The 26169-nt window shown below is 26.4% G+C and carries 25 protein-coding genes and 1 other annotated feature; of the genes, 5 read left to right on the top strand and 20 right to left on the bottom strand.

The genetic code is table 11. The annotated features are described in order from the left end of the window. Positions 1 to 38 precede the first annotated feature (38 nt). Positions 39 to 695 (top strand): DUF421 domain-containing protein, encoded by a 657-nt coding sequence (locus tag BN7997_RS07180; protein ID WP_071120150.1) that lies wholly within the window; start codon positions 39 to 41, stop codon positions 693 to 695. 15 nt (positions 696 to 710) lie between these two features. After that, positions 711 to 1091, top strand: coding sequence for a DUF4363 family protein (locus tag BN7997_RS07175; RefSeq protein ID WP_071120149.1), 381 nt, complete (start codon positions 711 to 713; stop codon positions 1089 to 1091). 28 nt (positions 1092 to 1119) lie between these two features. Here BN7997_RS07175 and truA read toward each other — a convergent pair whose 3' ends face one another. The 8 genes from truA to larE form a co-directional block, all read right to left on the bottom strand. After that, complete coding sequence (truA, locus tag BN7997_RS07170) at positions 1120 to 1857, bottom strand: tRNA pseudouridine(38-40) synthase TruA (RefSeq protein ID WP_071120148.1); 738 nt, start codon at positions 1855 to 1857, stop codon at positions 1120 to 1122. Between the two features lie 24 nt (positions 1858 to 1881). Then, positions 1882 to 3318 carry a sensor histidine kinase gene (locus BN7997_RS07165; RefSeq protein ID WP_083335034.1) on the bottom strand — a complete coding sequence of 479 codons (1437 nt, stop codon included), beginning with the start codon at positions 3316 to 3318 and terminating at the stop codon, positions 1882 to 1884. Further along, positions 3318 to 4016 carry a cell wall metabolism DNA-binding response regulator WalR gene (walR, locus tag BN7997_RS07160; protein WP_071120146.1) on the bottom strand — a complete coding sequence of 233 codons (699 nt, stop codon included), beginning with the start codon at positions 4014 to 4016 and terminating at the stop codon, positions 3318 to 3320. Before walR ends, BN7997_RS07165 begins: the two co-directional genes overlap by 1 nt. 21 nt (positions 4017 to 4037) lie before the next feature. Beyond that, entirely contained in the window at positions 4038 to 5405 is a 1368-nt protein-coding gene (locus BN7997_RS07155; protein WP_071120145.1) for a hypothetical protein, read from the bottom strand. 19 nt (positions 5406 to 5424) lie between these two features. Then, a complete protein-coding gene (locus tag BN7997_RS07150) occupies positions 5425 to 6039 on the bottom strand; it encodes an HD domain-containing protein (protein ID WP_071120144.1) in 615 nt (204 codons plus the stop codon). A 203-nt stretch (positions 6040 to 6242) separates the two neighbouring features. Further along, positions 6243 to 7178 carry a hypothetical protein gene (locus BN7997_RS07145; protein ID WP_071120143.1) on the bottom strand — a complete coding sequence of 312 codons (936 nt, stop codon included), beginning with the start codon at positions 7176 to 7178 and terminating at the stop codon, positions 6243 to 6245. Positions 7179 to 7240: 62 nt separating this feature from the next. Next, the gene (locus BN7997_RS07140; protein WP_071120142.1) at positions 7241 to 8386 is read right to left on the bottom strand and encodes a THUMP domain-containing class I SAM-dependent RNA methyltransferase; all 1146 of its coding nucleotides are present in this window, start codon (positions 8384 to 8386) and stop codon (positions 7241 to 7243) included. An 18-nt stretch (positions 8387 to 8404) separates the two neighbouring features. Continuing rightward, positions 8405 to 9202 (bottom strand): ATP-dependent sacrificial sulfur transferase LarE, encoded by a 798-nt coding sequence (gene larE / locus BN7997_RS07135; protein WP_071120141.1) that lies wholly within the window; start codon positions 9200 to 9202, stop codon positions 8405 to 8407. Positions 9203 to 9341: 139 nt separating this feature from the next. On the opposite strand from larE, the gene BN7997_RS07130 reads away from it, so the two are divergent. Next, the gene (locus BN7997_RS07130) at positions 9342 to 9569 is read left to right on the top strand and encodes a hypothetical protein (RefSeq protein WP_071120140.1); all 228 of its coding nucleotides are present in this window, start codon (positions 9342 to 9344) and stop codon (positions 9567 to 9569) included. Between the two features lie 204 nt (positions 9570 to 9773). Here BN7997_RS07130 and BN7997_RS07125 read toward each other — a convergent pair whose 3' ends face one another. The 8 genes from BN7997_RS07125 to BN7997_RS07090 all read right to left on the bottom strand — a co-directional run bounded on the left by BN7997_RS07125 (position 9774) and on the right by BN7997_RS07090 (position 19194). Continuing rightward, positions 9774 to 10478: an N-acetylmuramoyl-L-alanine amidase gene (locus tag BN7997_RS07125; protein ID WP_195906806.1), complete on the bottom strand. Its 705-nt coding sequence runs from the start codon at positions 10476 to 10478 to the stop codon at positions 9774 to 9776. A gap of 337 nt (positions 10479 to 10815) precedes the next feature. Next, the gene (locus BN7997_RS07120) at positions 10816 to 11361 is read right to left on the bottom strand and encodes an NADH peroxidase (RefSeq protein WP_071120138.1); all 546 of its coding nucleotides are present in this window, start codon (positions 11359 to 11361) and stop codon (positions 10816 to 10818) included. A gap of 282 nt (positions 11362 to 11643) precedes the next feature. Then, the gene (locus tag BN7997_RS07115; RefSeq protein ID WP_071120137.1) at positions 11644 to 13464 is read right to left on the bottom strand and encodes an ABC transporter ATP-binding protein; all 1821 of its coding nucleotides are present in this window, start codon (positions 13462 to 13464) and stop codon (positions 11644 to 11646) included. Continuing rightward, positions 13454 to 15187 (bottom strand): ABC transporter ATP-binding protein, encoded by a 1734-nt coding sequence (locus tag BN7997_RS07110; protein ID WP_071120136.1) that lies wholly within the window; start codon positions 15185 to 15187, stop codon positions 13454 to 13456. The genes BN7997_RS07115 and BN7997_RS07110 overlap by 11 nt, the downstream gene beginning before the upstream one ends. Before the next feature lie 31 nt (positions 15188 to 15218). Next, complete coding sequence (locus BN7997_RS07105; RefSeq protein ID WP_071120135.1) at positions 15219 to 15665, bottom strand: MarR family winged helix-turn-helix transcriptional regulator; 447 nt, start codon at positions 15663 to 15665, stop codon at positions 15219 to 15221. Positions 15666 to 15999: 334 nt separating this feature from the next. Beyond that, positions 16000 to 16911, bottom strand: a complete 912-nt coding sequence (locus BN7997_RS07100; RefSeq protein ID WP_071120134.1) for a DMT family transporter — start codon at positions 16909 to 16911, stop codon at positions 16000 to 16002. A 207-nt stretch (positions 16912 to 17118) separates the two neighbouring features. Then, positions 17119 to 18042 carry a hemolysin family protein gene (locus tag BN7997_RS07095; RefSeq protein WP_071120133.1) on the bottom strand — a complete coding sequence of 308 codons (924 nt, stop codon included), beginning with the start codon at positions 18040 to 18042 and terminating at the stop codon, positions 17119 to 17121. A 312-nt stretch (positions 18043 to 18354) separates the two neighbouring features. Continuing rightward, the gene (locus BN7997_RS07090) at positions 18355 to 19194 is read right to left on the bottom strand and encodes a DegV family protein (RefSeq protein ID WP_071120132.1); all 840 of its coding nucleotides are present in this window, start codon (positions 19192 to 19194) and stop codon (positions 18355 to 18357) included. A 266-nt stretch (positions 19195 to 19460) separates the two neighbouring features. Between BN7997_RS07090 and BN7997_RS07085 the strand changes: the two genes are divergently transcribed. Further along, a complete protein-coding gene (locus BN7997_RS07085; RefSeq protein ID WP_071120131.1) occupies positions 19461 to 20015 on the top strand; it encodes a TetR/AcrR family transcriptional regulator in 555 nt (184 codons plus the stop codon). Between the two features lie 158 nt (positions 20016 to 20173). Here the strand turns inward: BN7997_RS07085 and BN7997_RS07080 are convergent, their stop codons facing one another. Both BN7997_RS07080 and BN7997_RS07075 read right to left on the bottom strand, forming a co-directional pair. Continuing rightward, positions 20174 to 20734, bottom strand: a complete 561-nt coding sequence (locus BN7997_RS07080) for a sugar O-acetyltransferase (protein ID WP_071120130.1) — start codon at positions 20732 to 20734, stop codon at positions 20174 to 20176. Positions 20735 to 20757: 23 nt separating this feature from the next. Beyond that, positions 20758 to 22398: a glycoside hydrolase family 13 protein gene (locus BN7997_RS07075; RefSeq protein WP_071120129.1), complete on the bottom strand. Its 1641-nt coding sequence runs from the start codon at positions 22396 to 22398 to the stop codon at positions 20758 to 20760. Positions 22399 to 22523: 125 nt separating this feature from the next. Between BN7997_RS07075 and BN7997_RS07070 the strand changes: the two genes are divergently transcribed. Further along, on the top strand, positions 22524 to 23414 hold the full coding sequence (locus BN7997_RS07070; RefSeq protein WP_071120128.1) for an AraC family transcriptional regulator: 891 nt from the start codon (positions 22524 to 22526) through the stop codon (positions 23412 to 23414). Positions 23415 to 23522: 108 nt separating this feature from the next. On the opposite strand, the gene tyrS is transcribed toward BN7997_RS07070, so the two are convergent. Beyond that, positions 23523 to 24746: a tyrosine--tRNA ligase gene (tyrS, locus tag BN7997_RS07065; RefSeq protein WP_071121388.1), complete on the bottom strand. Its 1224-nt coding sequence runs from the start codon at positions 24744 to 24746 to the stop codon at positions 23523 to 23525. Positions 24747 to 24805: 59 nt separating this feature from the next. Next, positions 24806 to 25062, bottom strand: a binding site (T-box leader). Positions 25063 to 25190: 128 nt separating this feature from the next. After that, positions 25191 to 26153, bottom strand: a complete 963-nt coding sequence (locus tag BN7997_RS07060; protein ID WP_242873396.1) for a DUF2232 domain-containing protein — start codon at positions 26151 to 26153, stop codon at positions 25191 to 25193. Between the last annotated feature and the right edge of the window lie 16 nt (positions 26154 to 26169).

Here is a 26169-nt window from a genome sequence, read left to right as displayed (position 1 = left end):
GTTATATTAAGTTATATAATGTTTTTAGAGGTGATAAGGTGCTTGTTGTTTTTATTAGAAGTATAATACTATATATAGCCGTTTTAATAGCTTTAAGGGTTATGGGAAAAGGTGAAATAGCTGAAATGAATGCTTTTGACTTAGTAATAACATTACTTCTTTCAGAAGTTGCAGCTATTCCAATGCAAGATAATTCTATACCTATTATATATGGAATTTCATCAATTACTGCACTTGTATTTATAGAAATTTTAATTTCTTATATAGCTTTAAAAAGTAGAACTGTTAGTAAGATTTTATCTGGTAGCCCTACTGTACTTATAAATAAAAGTAAACTAAATTACAAACAATTGAAAAAAGAACGTATATCTATTGAGGAGTTGCTTGAGTCATTACGTTCTCAAGGATATTTCAACCTTAAAGATGTTCAATATGCACTACTTGAAACTGATGGAAATCTAAGTATTGTTCCATCACCATCTTATGATTCTAGTAAAGCAACTGATTTTAAACATTTACCTATTCCAGTTATAATAGATGGCAAAGTTATAAAAGATAATTTAAATGAATTAAATAAGGATGAAAAATGGATTTTAAAAACTTTAAAATCTAAAAATATAAAAAAGGTTAAAGATGTCTTAATTTTTATGATAGATGAAAATGATGATATCTTTATACAAAGAAAAAAAGAATAAATGAGGTGATATAATATGAAACGAATTATTGGCGTTTTAATATGGACTTTATTATTTATATCTTTAGGTATTTATTCTGAAAATAAAATATATGATTTTACTAATAAATTTAAATCTGAAATTGAACTTATTCAAAAAAATATTGAAGATGATAATCTTGAAAAAGTTTCTAATGATATAAAAAAATGGTCTAAATCCTGGCATAAAGAAAAAGAAATTTGGTATAAAATAGTTAATCATGAGTACTTTGATGATATATGTTTATCTCTTAATATTATTGAACAAAGTATAAAATACGATGATAAGTTAAATGCATTAGAACAAGTTGAGACTATAAAGATGCTCTTAAATAATATTTTAGAATCAGAAAAATGTGATTTAAACCATATATTCTAATAAAAAATAGGCTTTAAAAGCCTATTTTTTAATAACTCACTTTATATAAATATAGTCCTTTAGCTGAGGCAGTATCTGCAGCTTTGGTTCTATCTTTTTCTTCAAGCATTGTTTTAATATCTTTAGGTGCTATTTTTTTATGTCCAACATCTATTAAAGCACCAGTCATTATTCTTACCATATTATATAAAAATCCATTACCTTCAAAGTATATTTCTACTAAACCATTAGTTTCTGTTATATTTATAGAATATATGGTTCTTACATTTGATTTTTTCTTAGATTTAGATGATGCAAAACTAGTAAAATCATGCTCTCCTATAAAATATTCACTTGCCTCTTTCATTAATTCTATGTCTAACTTCTTAGGTATATGAGTAGTATACTTTCTTAAGAATGGATCATGAAATTTATTATTGTATATTTTATATAAGTATACTTTTGATTTTGCATTGTATCTACTATGAAATCTTCCATCTACTTCTTCTAAGCTAGTTATTACTATATCTTCTGGTAAATACTCATATAAATATGTTTTCATTTTATCTACAGATAAATTAGAAGCTGTTTTAAAATTAGCAACTTGTCCATATGCATGAACTCCCATATCTGTTCTTCCAGATCCAATTATCTCTATACTTTCATTAGCCATTTTGCTTAAGACATCTTCTATCTTACCTTGTATTGTCATATCATTGTCTTTTAGCCTCTGAAACCCTTTATACCTTGAGCCATCATATCTTATAGTCATCTTTATGTTTCTCATATTGTTCCTCTTTCTATTTTCAGCTTATATAGATTTTATAAGTGTATTTTTTATTTTTACAGTTATAGAAGTTCCTACTCCTTTTTTACTGTTAAGTATCATCTTACCTCCATGAAGTTTTACTATTTCATTACTTATAGCAAGTCCCAAACCACTACCTGCTTTATTGTAATCTTCTTGGAAGAATTTATCTAAGACTTTTTCTAAATTTTCTTTTTCTATACCAGCTCCATTATCTACTACCTTCATAGTTGTGTACTCTTCATCTTGAGATACTATAATATTTATAAATCCACCTTCGTCAGTAAATTTTATAGAGTTTTGAATTAAATTTATTAATACCTGTCTAAGTCTATCCTTATCCCCTTGGATTAAATCAATATTTTCAGTTTTAAACTCTACATTTAAGCTTATATCCTTCTCGCTCGATTTTACCTTAAGCTGATTCACAACGCCTATTGCTAGCCTTTTTATATCTACAGTATCTATTTTTAACTTTATTCTATCAGATGCTAGTCTTGAAAAATCAAGTAACTCTTCAACTAGCTTTATAAGTCTTTCAGTTTCATCTTGAATTATTCCAAGCCCTAAGTCAAGTTCATCTCTTGTTATACCTTCATATCCTAAAGTTTCACTCCATCCCTTTATTGATGTAAGTGGCGTTCTAAGTTCATGAGATATTGATGATATGAACTCTTCTTTTAATTTTTCACTTTTATCTATTTCAGCGGCCATATGTACAAATGTTTTGGCCAAATCTCCTATCTCATCATCTGATATACTAGTGTCTTTTAATTTTATACTAAAGTTACCATGTGCTAACTCATTTGCAAATTCTTTTAGTTCTATAAGTGGCTGAATTATAGTTTCTGCAAATCTTAGACTTAAAGATATAGCTATTATTAATATAAATATCCCTGCAAGTATTAATCCAAGTGCCAACTTAAATATAGTAGCATCTATCTCTGTTAATGACACAGTGTATCTTATTGCACCTTCTATTACATTATTTATCTTTATTGGTACAGATACACTCATTACATGTTCATTAGTAGATTCTATCTTATGAGTTATTGGATATAAATCCTTTCCACCCATTAATGCCTTATCTACATCTTCAGCTTCTATTTTCTCATGTTTTTTTATTCCATACTGATCAATTATAATATACTTATCTTTATTTATTACCTGTGTTGCATACTTTGAGCTTCCTACAACTCTTTGTTTATCTAGTATATTACTTACTTTTTCATCAAAAGTAGTATTCTCTATGTTATTTATACTTGTATTATATACAGAGTTTGTATATTCAACTTGATTTTTTAAATTTTGTCTTACAGAGTCATAATAATAATTCTGAACATAAAATATAAATAATCCTTCAAATAAAGTAACTGTTGTTATAATTATTATAAAATAATTTTTAATTACTCTTTTTCTTAACCCTTCAAAATGTAGCACTATTGTTCTTCCTTTCTAAAACAATATCCATATCCCCAAACAGTTTGTATATATTTAGGTTTTGATGGGTCATCCTCTATTTTATTTCTTATTCTTCTTATATTTACATCTACTATTTTAAAATCATAAAGATAGTTACTTCCCCAAACTTCTTCAAGTATTTGATCTCTACTTAAAGATTTCTTTGCATTAGTTATTAAATATTTTACTATTGAAAACTCTGTTGGTGTAAGTTCTATTTCTTTACCATCTTTAAATAGCTTTCTTTTATCTAAGTTAAGAGTAAAAGGTAGCGATATTATTTCATTAGTGTTTATAGTATCATCTTTTTTGATTCTTCTAAGTAACGCACTTATTCTAAATAATAACTCCTTTATACTAAATGGCTTTACCATATAGTCATCGGCACCAGATATAAATCCTTCTATTTTATCTTCTTCTTGTGCTTTAGCCGTAAGCATTATAATTCCAACTTGGTCAAAATTTTGTCTTATATATTTACAAACTTCTATTCCACTCATATCAGGTAACATTACATCTAAAAGTGCTAAAGATATATTTTTTTCATTTTTTATCTTATCTATAGCTTCTTGTCCACATCCAGCTTCTATTACCTCATATCCTTCTCTTTTTAAATTTATACTTACAAAACTTCTTATTCCTATTTCATCTTCTAATATTAATATTTTTTCCTTCATACAAATCCTCCCAAACAAATATTAATAAATTAATGAAAAATACTCCATTAATGCTTCTGTAGTTATATTTAAAGCTTTTAACAATTCTTCATTATTTTTTTGTAATATAAATGTATTATCATAATTTTCAGCAAGTATCATAGATGATTTATTAGTTATATTTTTTCCTTCATCTGCAACAGGCTTAGGAGATACAATTATAGTAAAAATATTTTTAGGTTCATTTTCTACTGAATCATGATAGTAAAACTTAAATAAAGTATTTTCACCTTGATACTCTTGTTCACTATATATTTTATTTACCAAGTTATTTGGTATATCTAGTTTAAAATTATATTTATAATTATAATATATTCTACTATTAAATACCAATCTAGCATCTTCATTATACTTTCCATTCCATCTATACCAACTTACTGTAGATGATGATTGTAATGTATATATACTACTACTTCCTGCTACTATTGGTATTTCAAGAACTTTGTCTTTATTTATATCTTCAACTGCTATATAGTATGGTTTCATTAAATTTTTATCATCATCTTTAAATACCTTTTCTAACTTTTTATCCTTAGTATATAATATTTGAGTTCTATAATTATTATCTTTTAGATTTGGAATATCTAGTACAATTCCATTTTTATTAGTATCTACTTGTCCATATGTTATATATAGGTTATTAAGATTTTTAACATTTTCATGCTCTATATAATCTAATAATTTAATTTTACCATCAAAGTTTAATAAACTTGAATAAACTTTATTTGTTTTAGGATTATAGTTTAAAACCAATATATCTAAAATATCATCATTATCGATATACTCTATCTTAATTTTCATATCAGTAATATTATCTTTGTCTTTTATCCAATATGGGTTTAAAGTATCTACTTTACTTAACTCATTATCTTCAAACTTATATATGTACATATTCGTTTTATCTTGTTTTTTTATAAGAAGAATTATTTCTAAATGGTTATCTTTATCTAAGTCATAAAAATTCGCATATTCTATTGTCTCCCCACCTTCTAATACGTTTCCTTCTTCTTGATATTCTCCATTTTTATCCTTCTTAAGTACCATAAATCCTACTTCAGTTTTATTTTCATTTACATCTTCTTTTTTTTCAAAAACTACTAACTCTTTTTCTCCATCTTTATTTAGGTCAACCTCATTTATTTTTGCAACTTCACTTGAGTTTCGTGGAAGCAATAACGAAGAATTTAGAGATGGTAAAATCTTCTCTATTTGTTTATATAATTTCAAACTTGCTTCACTATAAACTGGTTTTTCCTTTATAAGTTGTTCTGGTGACTCAGAGTTTAAGCTACATCCACTTAATGTAATCATTAACAAAGCTGATAAAGCAGTTAACTTAAATAACTTCATCCAAAACCTCCCTATTTATTTATTTTTCAAAATACGCTTTAAAACTTTCTATCCTTTCTTTTTCTTCTTTTATCCTATCTTCATCTAAATTTCCTCTTCCAAGCCTATCACATAAAGATAGTAATGCTACCTCTTTATATTCTACATCATTTATCATATCTTGTGGTTGAAAAAATGGAAGATTTTTATCATAAAATAATGGTTGCATATGCCATCTTACTAACTTAGATACCTTTTGTTTAAATTCTTCATCATCAGTCAGTTCATTTAGAATATTCATTGCTATATCTTTACCTTCTGTATCATGGTTATATGAAGTTATTCTATTTTTTCTAACTCTTGTAGTAGTTAACTTTCCTATGTCATGTAAAAGTGCTGCCCACATAAATACTTTTTCATCATTTGAATATTTTTTATATTCACTTGCTAAATCTACTACTAAAAGCACGTGCTTTAAAACACTTCCTTCTGGATGATATTTTGGATTTTGTTCTATATTGTTTAGCTTTTTTATTTTATTAAATGGCTCTTTATCTAAATACCCCTCTATTATTAGACGTTCTAAATCCTCAGATGGTTTCAAACTTTTTAATAAAATTTCATTTATTTTTTCAAATAGTTCTTTATTATTCATAAAATCACCCTTTTAAATATTAAAATTTTACTTGCTTGATTATCGTATAGGCTAATCGCTTGATGTCTTTAACGATATATCCTTGATATTACCTTGAGCAACATGTTGACAAATTATTTCAGATACATTCCTTTCTCAAAATAAATAAGCTTAGTATAAATACTAAGCTTTTATATTTTAACACTATTTATATAGATTTATTATTATTTTTTAGGAAACTTATCCTCTGACCAAACAATATTTTCAAATTTACTTTGTACTTCTTTTATCTCTGAAGCTTTTTGTTGAGATTCTTCTATATTATTTTCTTCAGTAGTTTCATCTCCTCTAAATGTTATTATATCTTTACTATCGTCTTCTTTAACTTCTATTTCAGCTTCAGGTTCTACTTCTTCTAAACTTCTTACTTCATCTTCTATTTCTTCTTTATGAGTATGTGGTCCTTTTCTTTTTTTAGGATTTATTACCTTTTGATTTGAACTTTTATTTTTTTCTTGTGGAGAGCTTATAGATTCTTTATCATCATTTTGTGACTTTTTCAATTTACCATGAGCTTTTTTACTGCTTTTCCCTAATCCATTTTTATGATGAGCTTGTTTTCCATAACCAGGTTTACCTTGACTTTCTTCACTTTGGCTGGATTTATTATGTCCATGTTGTTCTTTATTATTATGTTCAGTTTTACTATTTTTTAAGTTTTCATTGCTTTGAGTTTCTTGATTATTATTTGATGACTTTTTATGGTTAGGTCTTTTTTTAGGTCTAGGTGACTTTTTAGTTTTATTAGTTTCTGCCATATTCTCTTGTGATTGCTGTTTGTTAGTCTGAACATCTTCTACTACATCTGAAGTTTCTTGATCTTGATTTTGATGTTGGTGGTGCGGATTATGATGTTGCTTTTTATTAGGTCTTTTTTTACCACCTAAAGCAAAATTTAATTTAAGCCCACCTTGTTTTTTTTGATTAGATTCATTATCTAACCCAAACTCTTTTTTATTTTCCTCTGGTACTAAGTCATTTAATATTATCTCATTGTAATCTTCTTCATATTTTGATTTTTCTTGTGTATTTTTTTCTATTTTTTTTGAGTGCTTATTTTTTACATTTCTATTACGGCTTCTACTACTTAGTCTTAACATAATTACACCCCCTTAAAATACTCTTTATGTTATATATATTATCTTAAGGGGGAAATTATTAATTATTTTTTAGGTGGTCGTGGTCCTATATATTGATACAAGTTAGTTTTAAGCATTCCATTGTATAGCTTTCTTCTTTTATCTGCTTCTTGCCCAAATTCTTTTTCAAAGTCCTCATATGAAGTTATTAAATAGTATGACCAATTCTTTAATTTTCTAAATGTATATCCTAAGTGTTTATATAAACTTTGTACACTTTCTTTATCTTCTAATCTTTCTCCATATGGAGGATTTGTAACTATAAATCCATATTCTTCGTCACTTGTAAAATCTATAGCATTTCCTAATTTAAACTCTATATATTCATCTACTCCTGCTATTTCAGCATTTTCTTTTGCAATTTCTAATGCTTCTTCATCTATATCATATCCATATATTTTAAATTCCACATCGTTATCTATTTTATCAAAAGCATCTTTTCTAGTATCCCACCAGATTTTTTTATCTAATGTTCTCCATTTTTCTGATATAAACTCACGATTAAGACCAGGTGCCATATTTATACCCATCATGGCAGCTTCTATAAGCATAGTTCCAGATCCACACATTGGATCTACTAATATTCTTCCTGGTTTCCATGGTACTAAACTCATTATCCCTGCAGCTAATGTTTCTCTTATTGGTGCTTTATTTGCTTTTTCTCTATATCCTCTTTTATGAAGTGCATCTCCAGTTGTATCTATTGATATAGTAACTTTATCCTTATGTAAGAATACATATATTGGATACTTTTCTTTGTCTTCCTTTAACATTCCACTTTCCATGTAACTTTTCTTAAGGCTATCTACTATAGCTTTTTTTACTATAGCCTGTATATCTGTTGTAGAATATAGTTTTGATTTTATAGATGATGCTTTTGAAACTGGAAATTGTGCTCCATATGGAATATATCTTGACCAATTTATTCTTTTAGTATTTTCAAATAATTCATCAAATGTTTTTGCTTCAAATTCTGCTACCTTAAGATGAACTCTTTCTGCACATCTTAACCACATGTTAGCTTTAGCTATTCCATCTTCACCAGTTTTATATGTAATTCTTCCATCTTCTGTTTTTATTATTTCAAATCCTAAATCCTTTATCTCTCTTGCTAGCATTTTTTCCATACCGAAAAAGCAAGGCGATATTAATGTATAACTTTTCTTCATGTCATCCTCCTAAATGTACTACTTATTCATGCTTCCCATTTCATATCCTGCCATATCTAGGGTAACATATTTAAATCCTATTTCTTTTAGTTTTTTATTAGTTTTATTTAATAAATCTTCATTGAAAAATTTATGTATTTCATCCTTACCAACTTCTATTCTTGCAATATCGTTGTGTGCTCTTACTCTAAATTGTTTAAATCCTACACTTATTAAGTATTCTTCACTTTTTTCTATTTTTTTAAGCAATTCTTTAGTTATTTTTGTACCATATGGTATTCTAGTTGCAAGACATGCAAAAGCAGGCTTATTATGAGTATTAAGTTCCATATCTTTTGAAAGTTGTCTTATATCATCTTTTGTTAATCCACACTCTTTAAGAGGGCTTATTATATCTAATTCTTCAAGTGCTTTAAGACCTGGCCTAAAATCACTTAAATCATCTAAATTAGTTCCATCTAACACATACTTTATATTATGTTTAGCTGCAATCTCTTTTACGACTTTAAATACTTCTTTTTTACAGTGATAACATCTATCACTATTATTTTCTATAAACTTTTCAACTTTAAAGTTATCAATATTAACAACTATATGATTAACACCAAATTCATTGGCATAATTTTTAGATTCCTCTATTTCTCTATCTGAATGCATCATAGCATGAAGGGTTACTGCAATAACTTTATCTTTTAAAGTATCTTTTGCTACCTTAAGTAAAAAGTTACTATCTACACCTCCTGAATAAGCTATTGCTACATTTTCTAATTCTAATAGCCTTTTTCTTAGGTTATCTAATTTTATATTAACTTCCATAAGATTCCCTCCAAGGTATAATAAGTTAATTATATAAAATGTATTAATATAAATCAAATTTAATTTATACTAATGATTTAAGTTTGAACTTTATTGGTATTTATTGTATTATAAAATTATCATATACAGGGGGTAGAATATGAAAATTAATTATGATATTTTACAAAATTTACTTAAATGCAATAAGGGGATGAAATTAATATTTAGAGATGGTTCAAATATACTAGATGTTTATTTATTTAGTGATATTATATTAAGCTTAAATCTTAATATTAATAATATAGAAGATAATGCTGAATTTATCTATAATTCTATTACTAGGTTAGATAATGTTACAATATATATACCAAAAATATATCAAAAGTAATAAATTTATCAAGGTAATCTATTGTGATAATTATTTTGCTAAGCATATTGAAATTACTATATAAAATTTTTTAAATATAAAAGTGTAGTTTGTTAAAATCTAGTATTTTCAATAATAATATTTAAATATCACAACAAATTAAATTATTAATACATAAAGGGCTATATTTAATAGCCCTTAATTTACTTAATATTTATTCTATTTTTATTCTTTATTATATATGACTATAAAAGAATCTTCTATACCTAATTCTTTTAACTGCTCTAATCTTTCTTCTGCATAAACTCTATTATTAAATGAACCACATACAACTCTATAAAAAGTATTTTCATCTATAACAGGTATATCTTCAGTATTATCATTATCTTCTATAAATTTATACTCTACTCCTAGATACTTACATATTCCTTTTGCTATAGCCTCTGCTAACTCATCTTGTTTTTGAAGTAATATTTTTGAGTCTTCAATATTATCTATGAATGCTAGTTCTATAAGACAAGCTCTCATATTTGTATATTTTATTACATAAAAGTTAGCTGTCTTAGTACCTCTATTTTTAGTATAACATTTAGTTTTCAATACTTCTTCATGAATGTTAGCTGCTAAATCATTTGTACTTGTAGTGTATGAGTAGGTTTCTACTCCACTTGCATCTCCATTAAAAGCATTACAGTGTATAGATATAAAACAATCAGCTTTCCAAGAGTTTGCAGCAGATGTTCTATCCTTCAACGATAATGTTTTATCATCAGTTCTGCTTAACTTTATTTCTAAACCTTGTTTTTTAAGAAAATCATAAACCTTTTTTGCTACAGATAACGTAATATCTTTTTCTAATAAATTATTTATACCTACTGCACCACTATCGTTTCCTCCATGACCTGGATCTATAAAAACTTTCTTTGCCAAAATATAATTCTCCTTCTTATATAAAATTTCCATTAAAAATATAATGGTGTTATATAATATGAAAAAAATACGACTTTTGACATTTGTTTCACTTCATATTATTTAAATAAAATATTATATATATTGAAGCATCACTAATCTTTTATTTCTTTGTTTTAATATAGCTTTAATAGGCTAAAATGCTTTTATGAGTGCTTACTTGATAGGAATTTTACTTTTATTTAACACAAAAAGTGTGTACCTTCATTTGAATAATCTAATTTGATTATCTAAATGAAGAATACACACTTTACTTTATAGTCAACATCCTTATAAAAGAATGTATTTTAAATCTATATTACTTTGTGAAATGTCTTTCTAATAATCCTAAGAATGCTTTACCGTGTCTAGCTTCATCTTTACACATTTCATGAACTGTATCATGTATAGCATCTAATCCTAGTTCTTTAGCTCTCTTAGCTATTTTTAATTTTCCTTCAGTTGCTCCGTATTCAGCTTCAACTCTTGCTTTTAAGTTAGCTTGAGTATCTGCAACAACAACTTCTCCTAATAATTCAGCAAATTTAGCAGCATGTTCTGCTTCTTCAAATGCTATTCTCTTGTAAGCTTCAGCAACTTCTGGGTATCCTTCTCTATCAGCTTGTCTACTCATTGCTAAGTACATTCCTACTTCTGTACATTCTCCAACGAAGTTTGCTCTTAATCCTTCTAATATTTCTTCGTCTACACCAGCAGCTACACCTATTCTGTGTTCGTCAGCCCACTTCATTTCACCTTTCATTTCTTCGAACTTGTCAGCTCCTACTTTACATACTGGACATAATTCTGGAGCAGTTTCTCCCTCATGTATATATCCACATACTACACATACGAATTTTTTCATAATATTCTCCCTCCTAATATATAATCATCAATGTAATTTTCATTACTTAAGATATATTTTATATATACCCTTTAAAATATATCTTAAACAATAAATATCAAATAAAAAACATTTATAAACATATTTTAGCATATTTTCCATTTTTTTATCAACGCTTTATTTTTACTTCTTTTGTTAATTTTACATTTATAATCCTTATTTAATCTGTTGTGCTAATTATACTAACACAACAAGTTAATTAATAAAAAAGATGATTCTTTAGATAAAGAATCATCTTTTTTATTATATACTAAGTCCACTTCTAAATTGGCTATTATAAAGATTTGCATAAAAACCTTCAGCTTCTAAAAGCTCATCATGAGTTCCTTTTTCAATTATCTCTCCATCTTTTACTGCTAAAATAACATCTGCATTTCTTATAGTACTTAATCTATGAGCAATTATAAATGTAGTTTTACCCTCCATTAAATTAACCATAGCATTTTGTATGTGTACCTCTGTTCTAGTATCTATAGATGAAGTAGCCTCATCAAGTATAAGTATTGATGATTTAGAAAGTATAGCTCTAGCTATAGCTAATAACTGTCTTTGACCTTGTGATAAGTTGCTTCCATTATCGCTAAGTACAGTATCATAACCATCTTCAAGTTGCATAATAAAATGATGTGCATTTGCAAGTTTTGCTGCCTTTATTATTTCTTCATCAGTTGCATTTAAATTACCATATCTTAAGTTCTCTCTTATACTTACTGAGAATAGATAAGTATCTTGTAATACTACTGCAACTGATTTTCTTAAGCTTTCCATAGTTATATTATCTATATCTACACCATCTATAGTTATAGTTCCGCTATCTATATGATAAAACTTGTTTAGTAAATTTATTATAGTAGTTTTACCAGAGCCCGTAGGACCTACTATTGCTATAGTTTGACCTTTGTGTGCAGTTAAGCTTATTTTATTTAAGACTTTCTTATTTTTATTATAAGAGAAATCAACATTTTCTAACTTAACTTCGCCATCTAATTTTTCTACGTCTATAGCATCCTGTTTATCTACTTCTGCTTCTTCATCCATTACCTCAAATACTCTTTCTGCTCCTGCTAGTGCCCCTTGTAGACTATTTGATATATTAAGTATTTGGTTTATAGGTTGATTAAAATTTCTCATATATAATATTATTGAGAATATTACCCCAACAGTTATATCCATACCTTTTAAAAGGAACACTCCACCACAAATAGCTAATATTAAATATGTTAAGTTATTTATAAAGTTATTTATAGGACCCATACATCCTGATATAGCTTCTGCTAGTATTGAATTTTTAGTTATCTTTTTATTTATCTCACTAAATTCTTTCTTTACTTTTTCTTCTTGAGAAAATAGTAAAACAGCTTTTTGTCCTGATACCATTTCTTCTATATATCCATTAAGTTCTCCTAATCCACTTTGCTTTTTAATGAAAAATGGTTGAGTATATTTTATTAAAGCTTTAGTTGCAAATATTGTAATAGGTGTTGTAATTAAACCTATTATAGTCAATGTTTTATTTAACATAAGCATTGCTATAAGCATACCTACTATATTTATAACCCCTGATATTAATTGAGTTATACTTTGTGACATAGTCATATTTATATTGTCTATATCATTTGTAAGTCTACTCATTAAATCCCCACTTGAGTGAGTATCAAAATATTTTAATGGTAAATGTTGCATCTTTTCATATAAATCTTTTCTTATTTCTGCTGAAGTTTTTTGAGCTATACTTACCATTAATCTATTTTGTATAAATGTAGACAATGTTGCTACTAGATACATAAATACAAGTACTATACATATTCTAAATAAACCACTTATATCTCCTACTGATATATATTTATCTACTATATCTCCATTTAATTTTGTACCCATTATACTTACTAATGTTGTTATTACACAAAATACAAATATAAGCATAAGAGATAATCTTTTATTTCCTATATATTTTAATATTCTAAAAGTTGTTTCTTTAGGATTATTTAATTTTTCATTACTCTTTTCAAAATTTATTCCTGGTCCTTTTCCTATCCTTGGTTGTGGTACTGATTTAGCCGACACTCTCAAGCACCTCCTCACCTAATTGTGATACAGCTATACTTCTATATATTTCACTAGTTTTTAATAATTCTTTATGTGTTCCTATATTGGCTATTTTTCCATCATCCATTACTATTATCTTATCTGCATCCATAACACCTGATATTCTTTGTGCAATTACTATAACAGTAGAATCTTTCATAGTTTCTTTTATAGAGTTTTGAAGTTTTGCTTCTGTAGCCATATCTAATGCACTTGATGAATCATCCATTATAAATATTTTTGGATTTCTTATTAAAGTTCTAGCAATTGAAAGACGCTGTTTTTGTCCTCCTGATAAGTTTTTAGCTCTTTGTTCTACTTCACTACCAAATTTATCCTCTTTATTATTAATAAATTCATAAGCTTGAGCATTAACTGCACTATCAACTATCATATCTTTAGATGCATTTTCATTACCAAATCTTATATTACTTTCAATAGTTCCACTAAATAATATATTTTCTTGAAGTACTATTCCTATATTTTCTCTAAGTTGACTTAAAGATATATCTTTTATATTAGTTTTACCTATTAGAATTTCACCTGAACTTACATCATATAGTCTTGGTATTAAATTTACAAATGAGCTTTTTCCACAACCAGTTGATCCTATAATTCCTATAGTCTCTCCTTGTTTAGCAGTAAAAGATATATTTTCTAATACATTTTCACTATGTTCATTATATCTAAATGATACATTTTTAAATTCAATATCAAAGTCTTCTATTGTCTTAGTATTTTCTTTTTCTTTTATACTCGTTTCAGTTTCAAATACTTCATTTATTCTTGTAGCTGATGCTTTAGCTCTTGAGTAACCTATCATTATATTTATAACCATTACTACAGAACCCATTATTTGAAGTAAGTAATTAATAAATGCTACTATTTTACCTATTTCTAAATCTCCTGCATTTACCATATTACCACCAAACCATAATACAGAAACAACAGTTAAGTTCATTATTAATGTAGCCATAGGCCATAGTATTAAGTTCATATTCTGAGATTTTATACTAGTATTAGTTAATTCTTCGTTTGCTTCTATAAATCTACTTTTTTGAGTATTTTCTATTGCAAATGCCTTTATTACCTTAACCCCTAGTATACTTTCCCTCATTACAGTATTTACATTATCTATGTTTTGTTGAACCTTAGTGAATAATGGTAATGATTTTTTTAATATAAACAACACTGAAACTGTAATTATTGGTATCGCTATTAAAAATATAGTAGATAATTTAGGACTAAGTATATAAGCCATAATTATCCCGCCAATTGCAGTAAGAGGTGCTCTTACCATCATTCTAAGTGCCATATTCATCATCATTTGTACTTGTGTTATATCATTTGTAAGTCTTGTTATTAATGATGAAGTTTTAAGTTTATCTAACTCAACGAAAGATAATGTTTGGATTTTATCAAATAATCCTTGTCTTACCTCCTGCCCTAAGTTCATAGATGCAACTGCTGCAAAATATGAACATGCAGATCCTGCTATTAAACCAACTACTGCTGCAATAACCATTTGTATACCTATATAAAGTACATAGTTTAAGTCTCCATTTGCCACACCTGTATCAATTATTTTAGATAATAATGTTGGCTGTAATAAATCCATTGCAACTTCTAAACACATTGTTAGTGGTGCAAGTATTGCACATATAATTGCTGATCCTTTTAAATACTTTAGCAATTTTATCAAAGTCAATCTCCTCCTCGTATTTAATTTAAAATTATTCTTTTTTCTTTTTTGCTAAGTTTTCATATAATCTATTTAAAGTATTTATAGTGTCAATTCTTTCTTTTTCTGAAAATCCATCAAAGCAAATTTCATCTAATTCTAAAAATACTTTTTCAACTTTTTTTTGGGCTTCTATTCCTTTTTCAGTTAAAAATACATTTAATATTCTTTTATCCTTTGTATTTCTTTCTCTATATATAAGTTCTTCTTTTTCCATAGATGATAGTATACTCGTAGCTGTAGCTGGCTCTATTTTACAACAAGATGCAATTTCTCTTTGGCTACAACCAGGATTGCTAATAATAAAGTCTAGTAATCTTGGTTTTCCTTCTGTTAAATCTACTTTTTGAAATTCTCTTTTCGCCATTTTTCTATGAATTTTATTTAATCTTATTAAACTACCATGTAGTGTATTTGTTCTTATATTTTTTTTTAACATATTATACTCTCCATTTTAAATTAATTAGACCTCTAATCATTAGATGTCTAACTATTTATATAGTATCAAATATGTAACTTTATGTAAACGAAAATTATTATCTTTTGTAATCTATTATTATTAAATACTTTTACAGTTTAAATTCTATAATTTACTCAAATATATTTTTATTATATTTAAACGTTCTGTAGAATTATATCTATTACCCACAAATTTCATATTTTAGAATATGCTAATATATAAAAGTGCACCTTAAAATAATCTTATTAGTATCTAAAAGATCTACTAAATCATTTCAAAATGCACTATATATTCTATATTTGCATATTTATAACTATTCCTCTATAACTTCTATATTAACTGGTTCTAAATTTAACTTCTTCCCTTTTAAGAAAGATAACTTTATTTCAGACATTATAATAGAAGTAAATATTATCATACTTCCTATAATCATTCTACCCGTTACAACTTCATGTAATAATATTATAGAAAACAAAGTTCCAAATACTGCTTCTGTAGAAAGTATTATCGCTGTTTTTATTCCACCCACTCTTTTTTGGCATATTGTTTGAACTAAGAATGCTAAAGTTGTACTAAATACTCCAAGATATAAAGCTCCAATATATCCTTTAATATTTGCATTTAAACTACCTTCTCCAAGTAAAATTTGAACTATCAAAGAAAGTACAAAAGTTACTGTAAATTGAACTCCAGTTAATACTATTGGATCATGCTTTTTAGTAAACTCACCTGTAAAGAATATATGTAGTGCATATCCAAAAGCACATATTATAGTTAAAAAGTCTCCTATATTAATAGATAAATCTTTCTCTAAAGAAAGTATACCAATGCCTATTAATGTAAGTAAACTACTTATTACACCTATTCTATCTAATTTCCTTCTATATATAAAGAATCCTATAAATGGAACAATAACTACATTTACAGCTGTTAAAAATGCATTTTTAGACGGAGTAGTATATACAAGTCCTATTGTTTGAACTACAAAAGCTATAAATAAAAATGCTCCAAGTATCGCTCCACATTTAATAGCTTCTTTACTTATATTTTCTTTTATTCGCTTATAAAATATTAAATTTATAAAAATAGATGCTATTAAAAATCTAATTGTTATTAGTTGAAGTGGTGTTAATCCTCCATCTAAGGAAAGCTTTGTTCCTACAAACCCCATCCCCCATACAATTGTTGTTAAAAATAATCCTATTTCTCCAATATATTTTTTCACAAAGTTCCCCCCTTTAATAAAAAATTCTTCCTAAATACAGTGTATCAGATTTATCTTGACTAAAGTCCATCTAAATTAAAAATATTCACTATATTTTTATGTTTTTTACATTAAGTTTTAAAGTATAATAAAAGTGTTTATAGTTTTTATTTTAAAATAAAAGAGCATACTTACTTATATTTAGCCAGCATGCTCTTTTTAGTTAAGTTAATTAATATAACTTACTTTTACTTTTTCAATTTTTTTATTACTAACTTTTACAACTTCTATATTAACATTCTCTACTTTTATTTCTACTTTTTCATTAGATTTTGGTATTTCCCCTAATTGGTTTATTATATAACCATTTAAAGTATTATATTCACCTTCTTCTAATTCTAAATTAAAGGCTTCATTAAATTCATCAAGCTCTATACTACAATCAACTATAAATATTCTTTCATTAATTTTTAGAATATTATTATTTTCTTTGTCATACTCATCTTCAATATCACCAACAATTTCTTCTACTAAATCTTCCATTGTAACTATACCACAAAATCCACCATATTCATCAATAAGTATAGCCATGTGTATTTTGTTGTTCTGTAAAATTTTAAATAATTCATTAGTTTTTTCACTTGTTGGAACAAAATATGGTTTATGCATTATTTCTTCTAAGTTAATATTTTCAAACCCTCTATCTTTTGCCTGTATAAGTATATCTCTAACATGAACTATTCCTATTATATTATCGATATTATCTTTATATACAGGTATTCTTGAATAGTTAGAGTTTAAAAGTTTATCTATATTTTCTTCAATATCATCATCTATGTTTATTGAAAAAGTATCTTTTCTAGAAGTCATAATATCTTTTGACTTTGTATCATTAAATTTAAAAATACTTTCTATCATATTTTTTTCATAAGTCTGAATTATTCCTTCTTCTTCGGATTTACATATTAAAGACTTTATATACTCTTCAGATACTTTACCATTTTCTTTTTTTAATATATTAGATTTAATAAATGTAATAATTTTTAAAAATGGTCTAAGTATTATTGATAGGATTGAAACTATTTTCTTTTGAATTGTTAGTAAAAATATTAATATTGGTTGATTTGAATGCCTATGCGAATCAGATTCCATACTAACTTTTTACCTCCTTTTTTATTACTAGATAATATGATATTATCATATTAAATGTGAGATTACAATTAATAATTTCTATTAAAATTCATTCTATTAATATATATTTTTATTGTATATTTCATAAAGTATATTATTTATTATTTAATATATTAAACAAGTTTATTTATATTATTATAAAAATTAAACTTTTAAAAATAATTATACATAGCATAATATTATTATATTTATAAAAGTAAATGAAGTTTATGTTTATAAACCTATGGTGAGACTAATAGTATTATAAAAAAGGTTAGCAAGTGCTAACCTTTTTTATAATACACTTATTAATATTGCTCCTTTTGATGTATATGTACCCATAACTGATCCTAGATCGGATATCATAACACTTTCAAAGTCATGATTTTTAAGCATCATTTCTTTTACTTTAAGAGCTTTATCTAAACAATTTGCATGTGCTATAGCTAATGACTTAACTTCTCCTTCTTGTATTGAATCACATACATTTTCAACTACTTTTTTCATTGAATTGTTATCTCCTCTAGCCTTATCACAAGGCTTAACTTCACCATTTCCTATTTTCACTATAACTTTGAAGTTTAAAGCATTTATAAGCTTACCAGCTAAAGCATTTATTCTTCCACCTTTTATAGCATTTTCTAAAGTTTCTAATGAACCATAAAATACTACATCTTTCTTTATAGATTCTATAATATTTACTATCTCATCTAAACTTTTTCCTTCTTCTGCTAATTGTGCTGCTTTAACTATTAAAAGTCCTTGACCTATAGAACCTGTTTCAGTATCTATAACTGTAACTTTTTTGTTTGGATATTCTTCCTCAAACATATTTTTAGCAAGAACTGCTGTTGAATATGTTCCTGATAACTTTGAAGCTAAAGTTATCACTAATATCTCATCTGCTTCACCTTCATAGCTTCTCATAAATCTTTCTGGAGAAGGACAAGATGTCTTTGGAAGAACTGGTGAATTAGCCATCATTTTGTAAAATTCATCTTTTTCTATCTCCCCATCTACATACATATCATCTCCAAAAGCTACATTAAGAGGTACTATTTCTATATTATATTTTTCAACTATATCCTTATTTAAATCACAAGAGCTATCTGTTACTATTCTAATCTTTTTCATATATCTCACTCCATTTAATATAATCAAATATTTTCAGTCGGCCAGTTGACTGTTATTTATTTTTATTGTATACTCAATTTACGCTAAAGTCAATAATTAAATTGATTGTATTAATTCTATGTATAGTTTATTTACTTTTAGTAGATTTTTAATATGAAAATATCCATTTTCTTATATTAAATATAATGTATATAATTAATTGACAATAATATTTACTATATTTATAATTTATTTAGTAAAATGCGAAATTCTAGGATGGTATTTGTATGAAACAAAATAATATGAAAGAAACAATTTTATCAGCAGCTACAGATTTGATAATAAAACAAGGGGTAAAGAATACTTCTTTAGCTGATATAGCTAAAGCATCAAATATAAGTAAAGGTACATTATATTATCACTATTCTTCAAAAAATGATTTAATATGCGCTATTGCAGACATGCATTTAGAAGTTATAACAAAGGCAGTACTAGATTGTGTTCATGGCATAGGAACTGATGATTTTTCTGTTAATATGGTAAATTTAATAATGGAAAAAATATCTTCTATAGAAGGTAGAGGAAGAATACATATGTACCTTTTATGTGAAGCTATAACGGAAAATGATACTCTGAAGGAGTCAATTAAAGTTAAATATTTTGAATGGAGAAACACTTTAAAACAAGAAATTTCTAAGACTGTTAAAGATAATAAGGATGCTGAAGCACTTTCATTTTTATTAGTATCTGTAGTGGATGGTCTTGTTGTTCAAGGTCTTCTAAAGTCTGAAACTATTCCTTATGAAAATATTGCAAGTTTCTTATTAAAAAGTTGGCTATAATAATTTAATTAACTTTAGTGGTATACATATCACTAAATACTTACTAAAAAAGATGGTTATTAATAACCATCTTTTTTACTTTATCTAATTATATATCCACTACTACTAAGTTATCTATATTAAAATAATATTCTATACTTTTATCAATTTGATTTATTTTACTCTTTATCTATAGTTTTTATAACCCTACATGGATTTCCAACCGCAATAGTATTATCAGGTATATCCTTAGTTACAACACTGCCTGAACCTATAACAACATTTTTACCTATTTTAACACCAGGATTTATTGTAGTTGCCCCACCTATCCAAGAACCATCTCCTATTTCTATATCTTTAGCAAATTCAAGACCTAACTTTCTTTGAGATGGTGATATAGGATGAGCTGCTGTAAATATATTTACATTAGGACCTATTAATACATCATCACCTATAACTACCTTAGCACAATCAAGTACTGTTAAATTATAGTTTGCATAAGAATTTTCACCCCAGTGTATGTTATATCCATAATCGCATCTAAAAGGTGGCTCTATATAAAATTTTTCTCCAACTGATCCAAATAAACCTCTTAATAAGTTATCTCTTTTTTCTATTTCATTTGGCTTAAGCATATTATACTCATATAAAACTTCCTTAGCATGCTGTCTTTCATTAGTTAATTCTTCACCAAAAGCTAAATATAATTCACCCATTATCATTTTTTCTTTTTCTGTCATGATATTTATTCCCCTTATTATATCTATTTTAATTTATATATTATAGCTTCATAAGGTCTTAAGTTTATTTTCTCTATATTTTCGCTTGAATCCTTATAGTTACTTAATAAAATTTCACAACTTTCATACTTTATAGACTTATCTAATACGAATTCTTCGTCTTTATCATAGAAGTTAGCTACTACTAATATTTTTTCATCATTTAATTCTCTTATATATGAAAATATTGAGTTATGATCTTTATAGAATAATTTAAAATCACCATATACAACTACATCTTCATTCTTTCTTATTTTTATAAGTTTCTTATAATGATTAAATATTGAGTTTTCATCTTCTAAATTATTCTTAACATTTATATCTACATAATTTGGATTAACTTTTAACCATGGTTTTACTTTACTAAATCCACCATTTAAGCTATCATCCCATTGCATAGGTGTTCTTGCGTTATCTCTTCCCTTAGCATATATAGATTTCATTATATCTTCTTCTTTATAACCTTCACTTATACGCTCTTTGTACATGTTTAAAAGTTCTATATCATTGTATTCATTAATACTATCAAATACTACATTAGTCATTCCTATTTCTTCACCTTGATATATATAAGGAGTTCCCTTTTGCATATGTAGTACTGTTGCTAACATTTTAGCACTTAACTCTCTGTATTCTTTGCTATCATTTCCCCATCTTGAAACTATTCTTGGCAGGTCATGATTATTCCAAAATAAACTATTCCATCCTTCATTATCCAATTCAGTTTGCCACTTATTAAATACTTCTTTTAATTTTATAAAATTAAGAGGAGCTAAATCCCACTTAGTTTTACCTGGTATTTCATCTAAAGATATGTGTTCAAATTGGAATACCATACTAAGTTCATTTCTTATCGGGTTGCTATATAATTTAGCTATTTCTGGAGTAGCACCCCAAGTTTCTCCTACTGTTAATAAGTCTTTTTTTCCAAAGGTATTTACATTCATTTCATTTATGTATTCATGAAGCTTTGGTCCATTAGCAGTTATTAACTTATCAGGTTCTTTTCCTACTAAATCTATAACATCTAATCTAAATCCACCTACTCCTTTGTCTATCCAGAAGTTTATCATATCATATAGCTCATTTCTAACTTCTTTGTTTTCCCAATTTAAATCTGGTTGTTTTTTAGAAAATAAATGTAAATAGTATTCATTACTATCTTTATCTAATTCCCATGCACTTCCACTAAATGTTGATTTCATTTCATTTGGTTCTTTGCCATTTACTGGCTTTCTAAATACATAATAGTCTCTGTATTTACTATTTGGATTGTTCTTAGCTTCTATAAACCACTTATGTTCATCTGAAGTATGATTTAATACTAAGTCCATTAATATCTTTATTCCTCTATCATTAGCTTCTTTTAATAAATTATCCATATCTTCCATAGTACCAAACTCATCCATTATATCTCTATAATCACTTATATCATATCCATTGTCATCATTTGGAGATTTGTATACTGGCGATAACCATATTACATCTATCCCTAGTTCTTTTAAATAATCAAGTTTCGATATTATTCCTTTTAAATCCCCTATACCATCATTGTTACTATCACAAAAACTTCTTGGATAAATTTGATAAACTACTGAGCTATGCCACCATTTTTTCTCTAACATATTTTTCCCCCTAATTTTTATTTAATTGTAATATATCTATAATGCTATTATAATAAAGTAAAAGCATTAAATTCTATAAATATATTGATAATTAATAACACAAAACTGACTTTAAGGGGATTATTATGGTAAACGATAAACTTGAGGAGAAAAGAAAACATGGTAACTTTTTATTGCCTCTTGGCATTTATGATGTTGATTTAGGGGATAAAGAATATTCAATATCTGCCCATTGGCATAAAGAAATCGAAATAATACTAGTAAACACAGGTGAATTTAATTTACAAATTAATTCTGATTTTTATACCTGTAAATGTGGTGATATAGTTATTATAAATTGTGAGGAACTTCATTACTTAATTGCTAAAGAAAATGTATATAGTGAATTTACAAGCTTAGTATTTGATATTTCTCAACTAAATAGCTCTATACTTGATAGCTCATCAGTTAACTTTATAACACCTATTGTAAATAAAAAGTTTAAACTTCCAACAGTAATAAATGAAAATTTTAGTATTTATAATAATTTAAAGGAAATATTTCTAAAAATTATTGAAGTTTATAATCATAAATATTATGGTTTTGAACTAGAAATTAAAGCTTTAATGTTTAGTTTTTTTGCTAATATATTTAGAGAAAACTTAGTAATAAAGAAAGATTCTATATTATCAGATGACAGTAAAGTTTTTAAAATAAAAGATGTTATAAAATATATAGAAAATAACTATAGAAATGATATAAATATAACTACATTAGCTAATATTTGTCACTATAATGAATATCATTTTATGAGATTTTTTAAGAAATACACAGGTAAAACATGTATTCAATTTATAAAAAATTATAGACTAGAAAAAGCATATAATTTACTTAAAAATACAGATTTGCCTGTTACTCAAATTTCTTTTGATGTAGGATTTTCAAATGTATCTTATTTTATAAGAAGTTTTAAGGAAAAGTATAAAGTTACACCTAAAGAACTTAGGTTAAGAGTTGATGATTCATTTAATGTTTAACTATTGATATAATTATTGTTTATATATCATATAGCTTTTATATTTTAATCTTATTATACGTAAAAATCCCTAGAGTTTTGATTCTAGGGATTTTTACGTATAATAAGATTATTTTAAAACTACTTTCTTGAATTTTTTCTTTCCACGTTTTATAACCATACCGTCACCAGCTAAAGCATCTTTAATAAATGTAGCTTTTACATCAGATACCTTTTCTCCGTCTACAGTTACTCCACCTTGTTCTATGTTTCTTCTAGCTTCAGATCTAGTTGGTGCAAGTTCTGCTTTAACTAATAAAGATATTAAATCTATAACTCCATCAGTTAAGTCTGCTTCTTCTATTTCAGTTGTAGGCATATCAGCATGAGCTGCTCCTGAGAATAAAGCTCTTGAACTTTCTTGTGCTTTTATAGCTTCTTCTTCACTATGAACAAGTTTAGTTAATTCAAATGCTAATACTTCTTTAGCTTCGTTTATTCTGTTTCCTTCCCACTTTTCTATTTCTTCTATTTCTTCAAGTGATAAGAATGTTAACATACGCATACATTTGAATACATCAGCATCAGCAACATTTCTCCAGTATTGGTAGAATTCAAATGGAGATGTTTTGTTTGGATCTAACCATACTGCACCATTTGCAGTTTTACCCATTTTGTTTCCTTCTGAGTTAAGAAGTAAAGTTATAGTCATTGCATATGCATTTTCACCTAATTTACGTCTTATTAAATCAGTACCAGCAAGCATGTTACTCCATTGGTCATTTCCACCTAATTGCATTTGGCATCCGTATTTTTCATATAAATGATAGAAATCGTAAGCTTGCATTATCATGTAGTTGAATTCTAAGAAGCTAAGTCCTCTTTCCATTCTATTTTTATAACATTCAGCAGTAAGCATTCTGTTAACACTAAATTGAGCTCCTACTTCTCTTAATAAGTCAACATAGTTTAAGTCTAATAACCAATCAGCATTGTTAACTAATAAAGCTTTATCTTCTCCAAAATCTATAAATTTACTCATTTGCTTTTTGAAACATTCACAGTTATGATTTATTTGCTCTGGAGTCATCATTTGTCTCATATCTGTTCTTCCTGATGGGTCACCTATCATAGTTGTTCCTCCACCAACAAGTGCTATAGGCTTATTTCCTGCCATTTGTAATCTCTTCATTAAACATAAAGTCATGAAGTGACCAACGTGTAAACTATCTGCAGTAGCATCAAATCCTATATAGAATTTTGCTTTACCTGCATTTATAAGTTCTTTTAATTCATCTTCATCAGTTACTTGAGCAACTAGTCCTCTGGCAACTAATTCATCGTATACCGTCATAGTCATTGATATTCACTCCTTATAATTATTTTTAATATAAAAAAAGCTCTCGTCCCTATATAAAGGACGAAAGCATTGCTTACGTGTTACCACCTTAGTTCATCAATATCTCACAATATTGACCTTAGTAAGTACGCCAAAACCTGGTTATACTTTAGCACTATAACGTGTGCCAATACGTTAATCCCTACTAGTCGTTATCTTTCGGGATTACTGCTCTAAGATGTATTCAAATTAACTTATCTATTTCCTTTCACCAACCGGAAACTCTCTGAAAGACTACATTAATCTTACTTATTCTTTTCATAGCATTTGTAAATAATTATTATATTTACTTCATTATATTAATACGTAATAATTTTGTCAACCTATAATATAATTTATTTTGGTAAAAATTTTTCAAATGTTATATTATTATCTTGTAATTCTTAACTTTACCTAATGCTAATTCATTAAATTATCTAATATATAATTTTGCCTTACTCTTATATCTATTCTTTTATCTAATACAATATTAAATAATATTATAAATAAAATAGCTATTTTTAGTGCTAATACTAATATTAATATTGTTACTAATGACATATATCTTGCATAAGATACTTTTTGATATTTCGATAGTATATAGTTTTGAATTACAGTATATCCATCTCTAATTATAAAATAAGCACATAAATAGCTAACACATGTAAATATAGTTATTAAGTATGTATTATTTATTTCTATATTAGTAAATCTAAATATTTCATAAATTAATAAATATAATGAACATCCATAAAATACTTTTTTTGAACAAGATATAAATCTAGAATATGTTCTAAAATTTCTAATAATATTATACTTTCTTTTAGCGTTAGATTTTAATATTTTTAATTTATTGCTAAATATTAATCCTAAATAATATACACTAAACATCATTCCAAATGGAAACATTGCAATTAGTAAGTAATAAATTGTATTTGCAACTTCTTTATTATTTACTAATTTTATATACCCCTTAAATTCCTGCATAAAGCTATAACCAATTAACTTTGAAGCATATATATCTATAAATACCATTAAAAGTACAGATAGTATAGATCCATATACTAAGTCATCCATTATAGTTGTATTATTTTGCAAAAGAACACCACATATTATTCCTAGAATAACACTTTGACTTGCCCAAATAGCTGTCCCAATATTACCTAATACTAAACCTACTATTACAAGTGAAGTTACCCCTGATAATACGCTATATTTAAAATCGCATTTTAAGCATATTACAACAAAAAATATTGGTACTATAAAATCTAAATAAAATGTGTATCCAAGTCCAGTAGATACAAAGAATATAGTTCCTACCACAAATAAAGCCGACATAAGTGCAGCTTCTGTCATTTTTTTAGTATCATTCAAGTTAAACATCTCCAAATCTTAATAA

It is taken from the genome of Romboutsia timonensis (genome assembly GCF_900106845.1).
In the GTDB taxonomy this organism is placed as follows: Bacteria; Bacillota; Clostridia; order Peptostreptococcales; family Peptostreptococcaceae; genus Romboutsia; species Romboutsia timonensis.
Note: the sequence above shows the minus strand (reverse complement) of the source record. Positions and strands in the feature narration are given on the sequence as shown.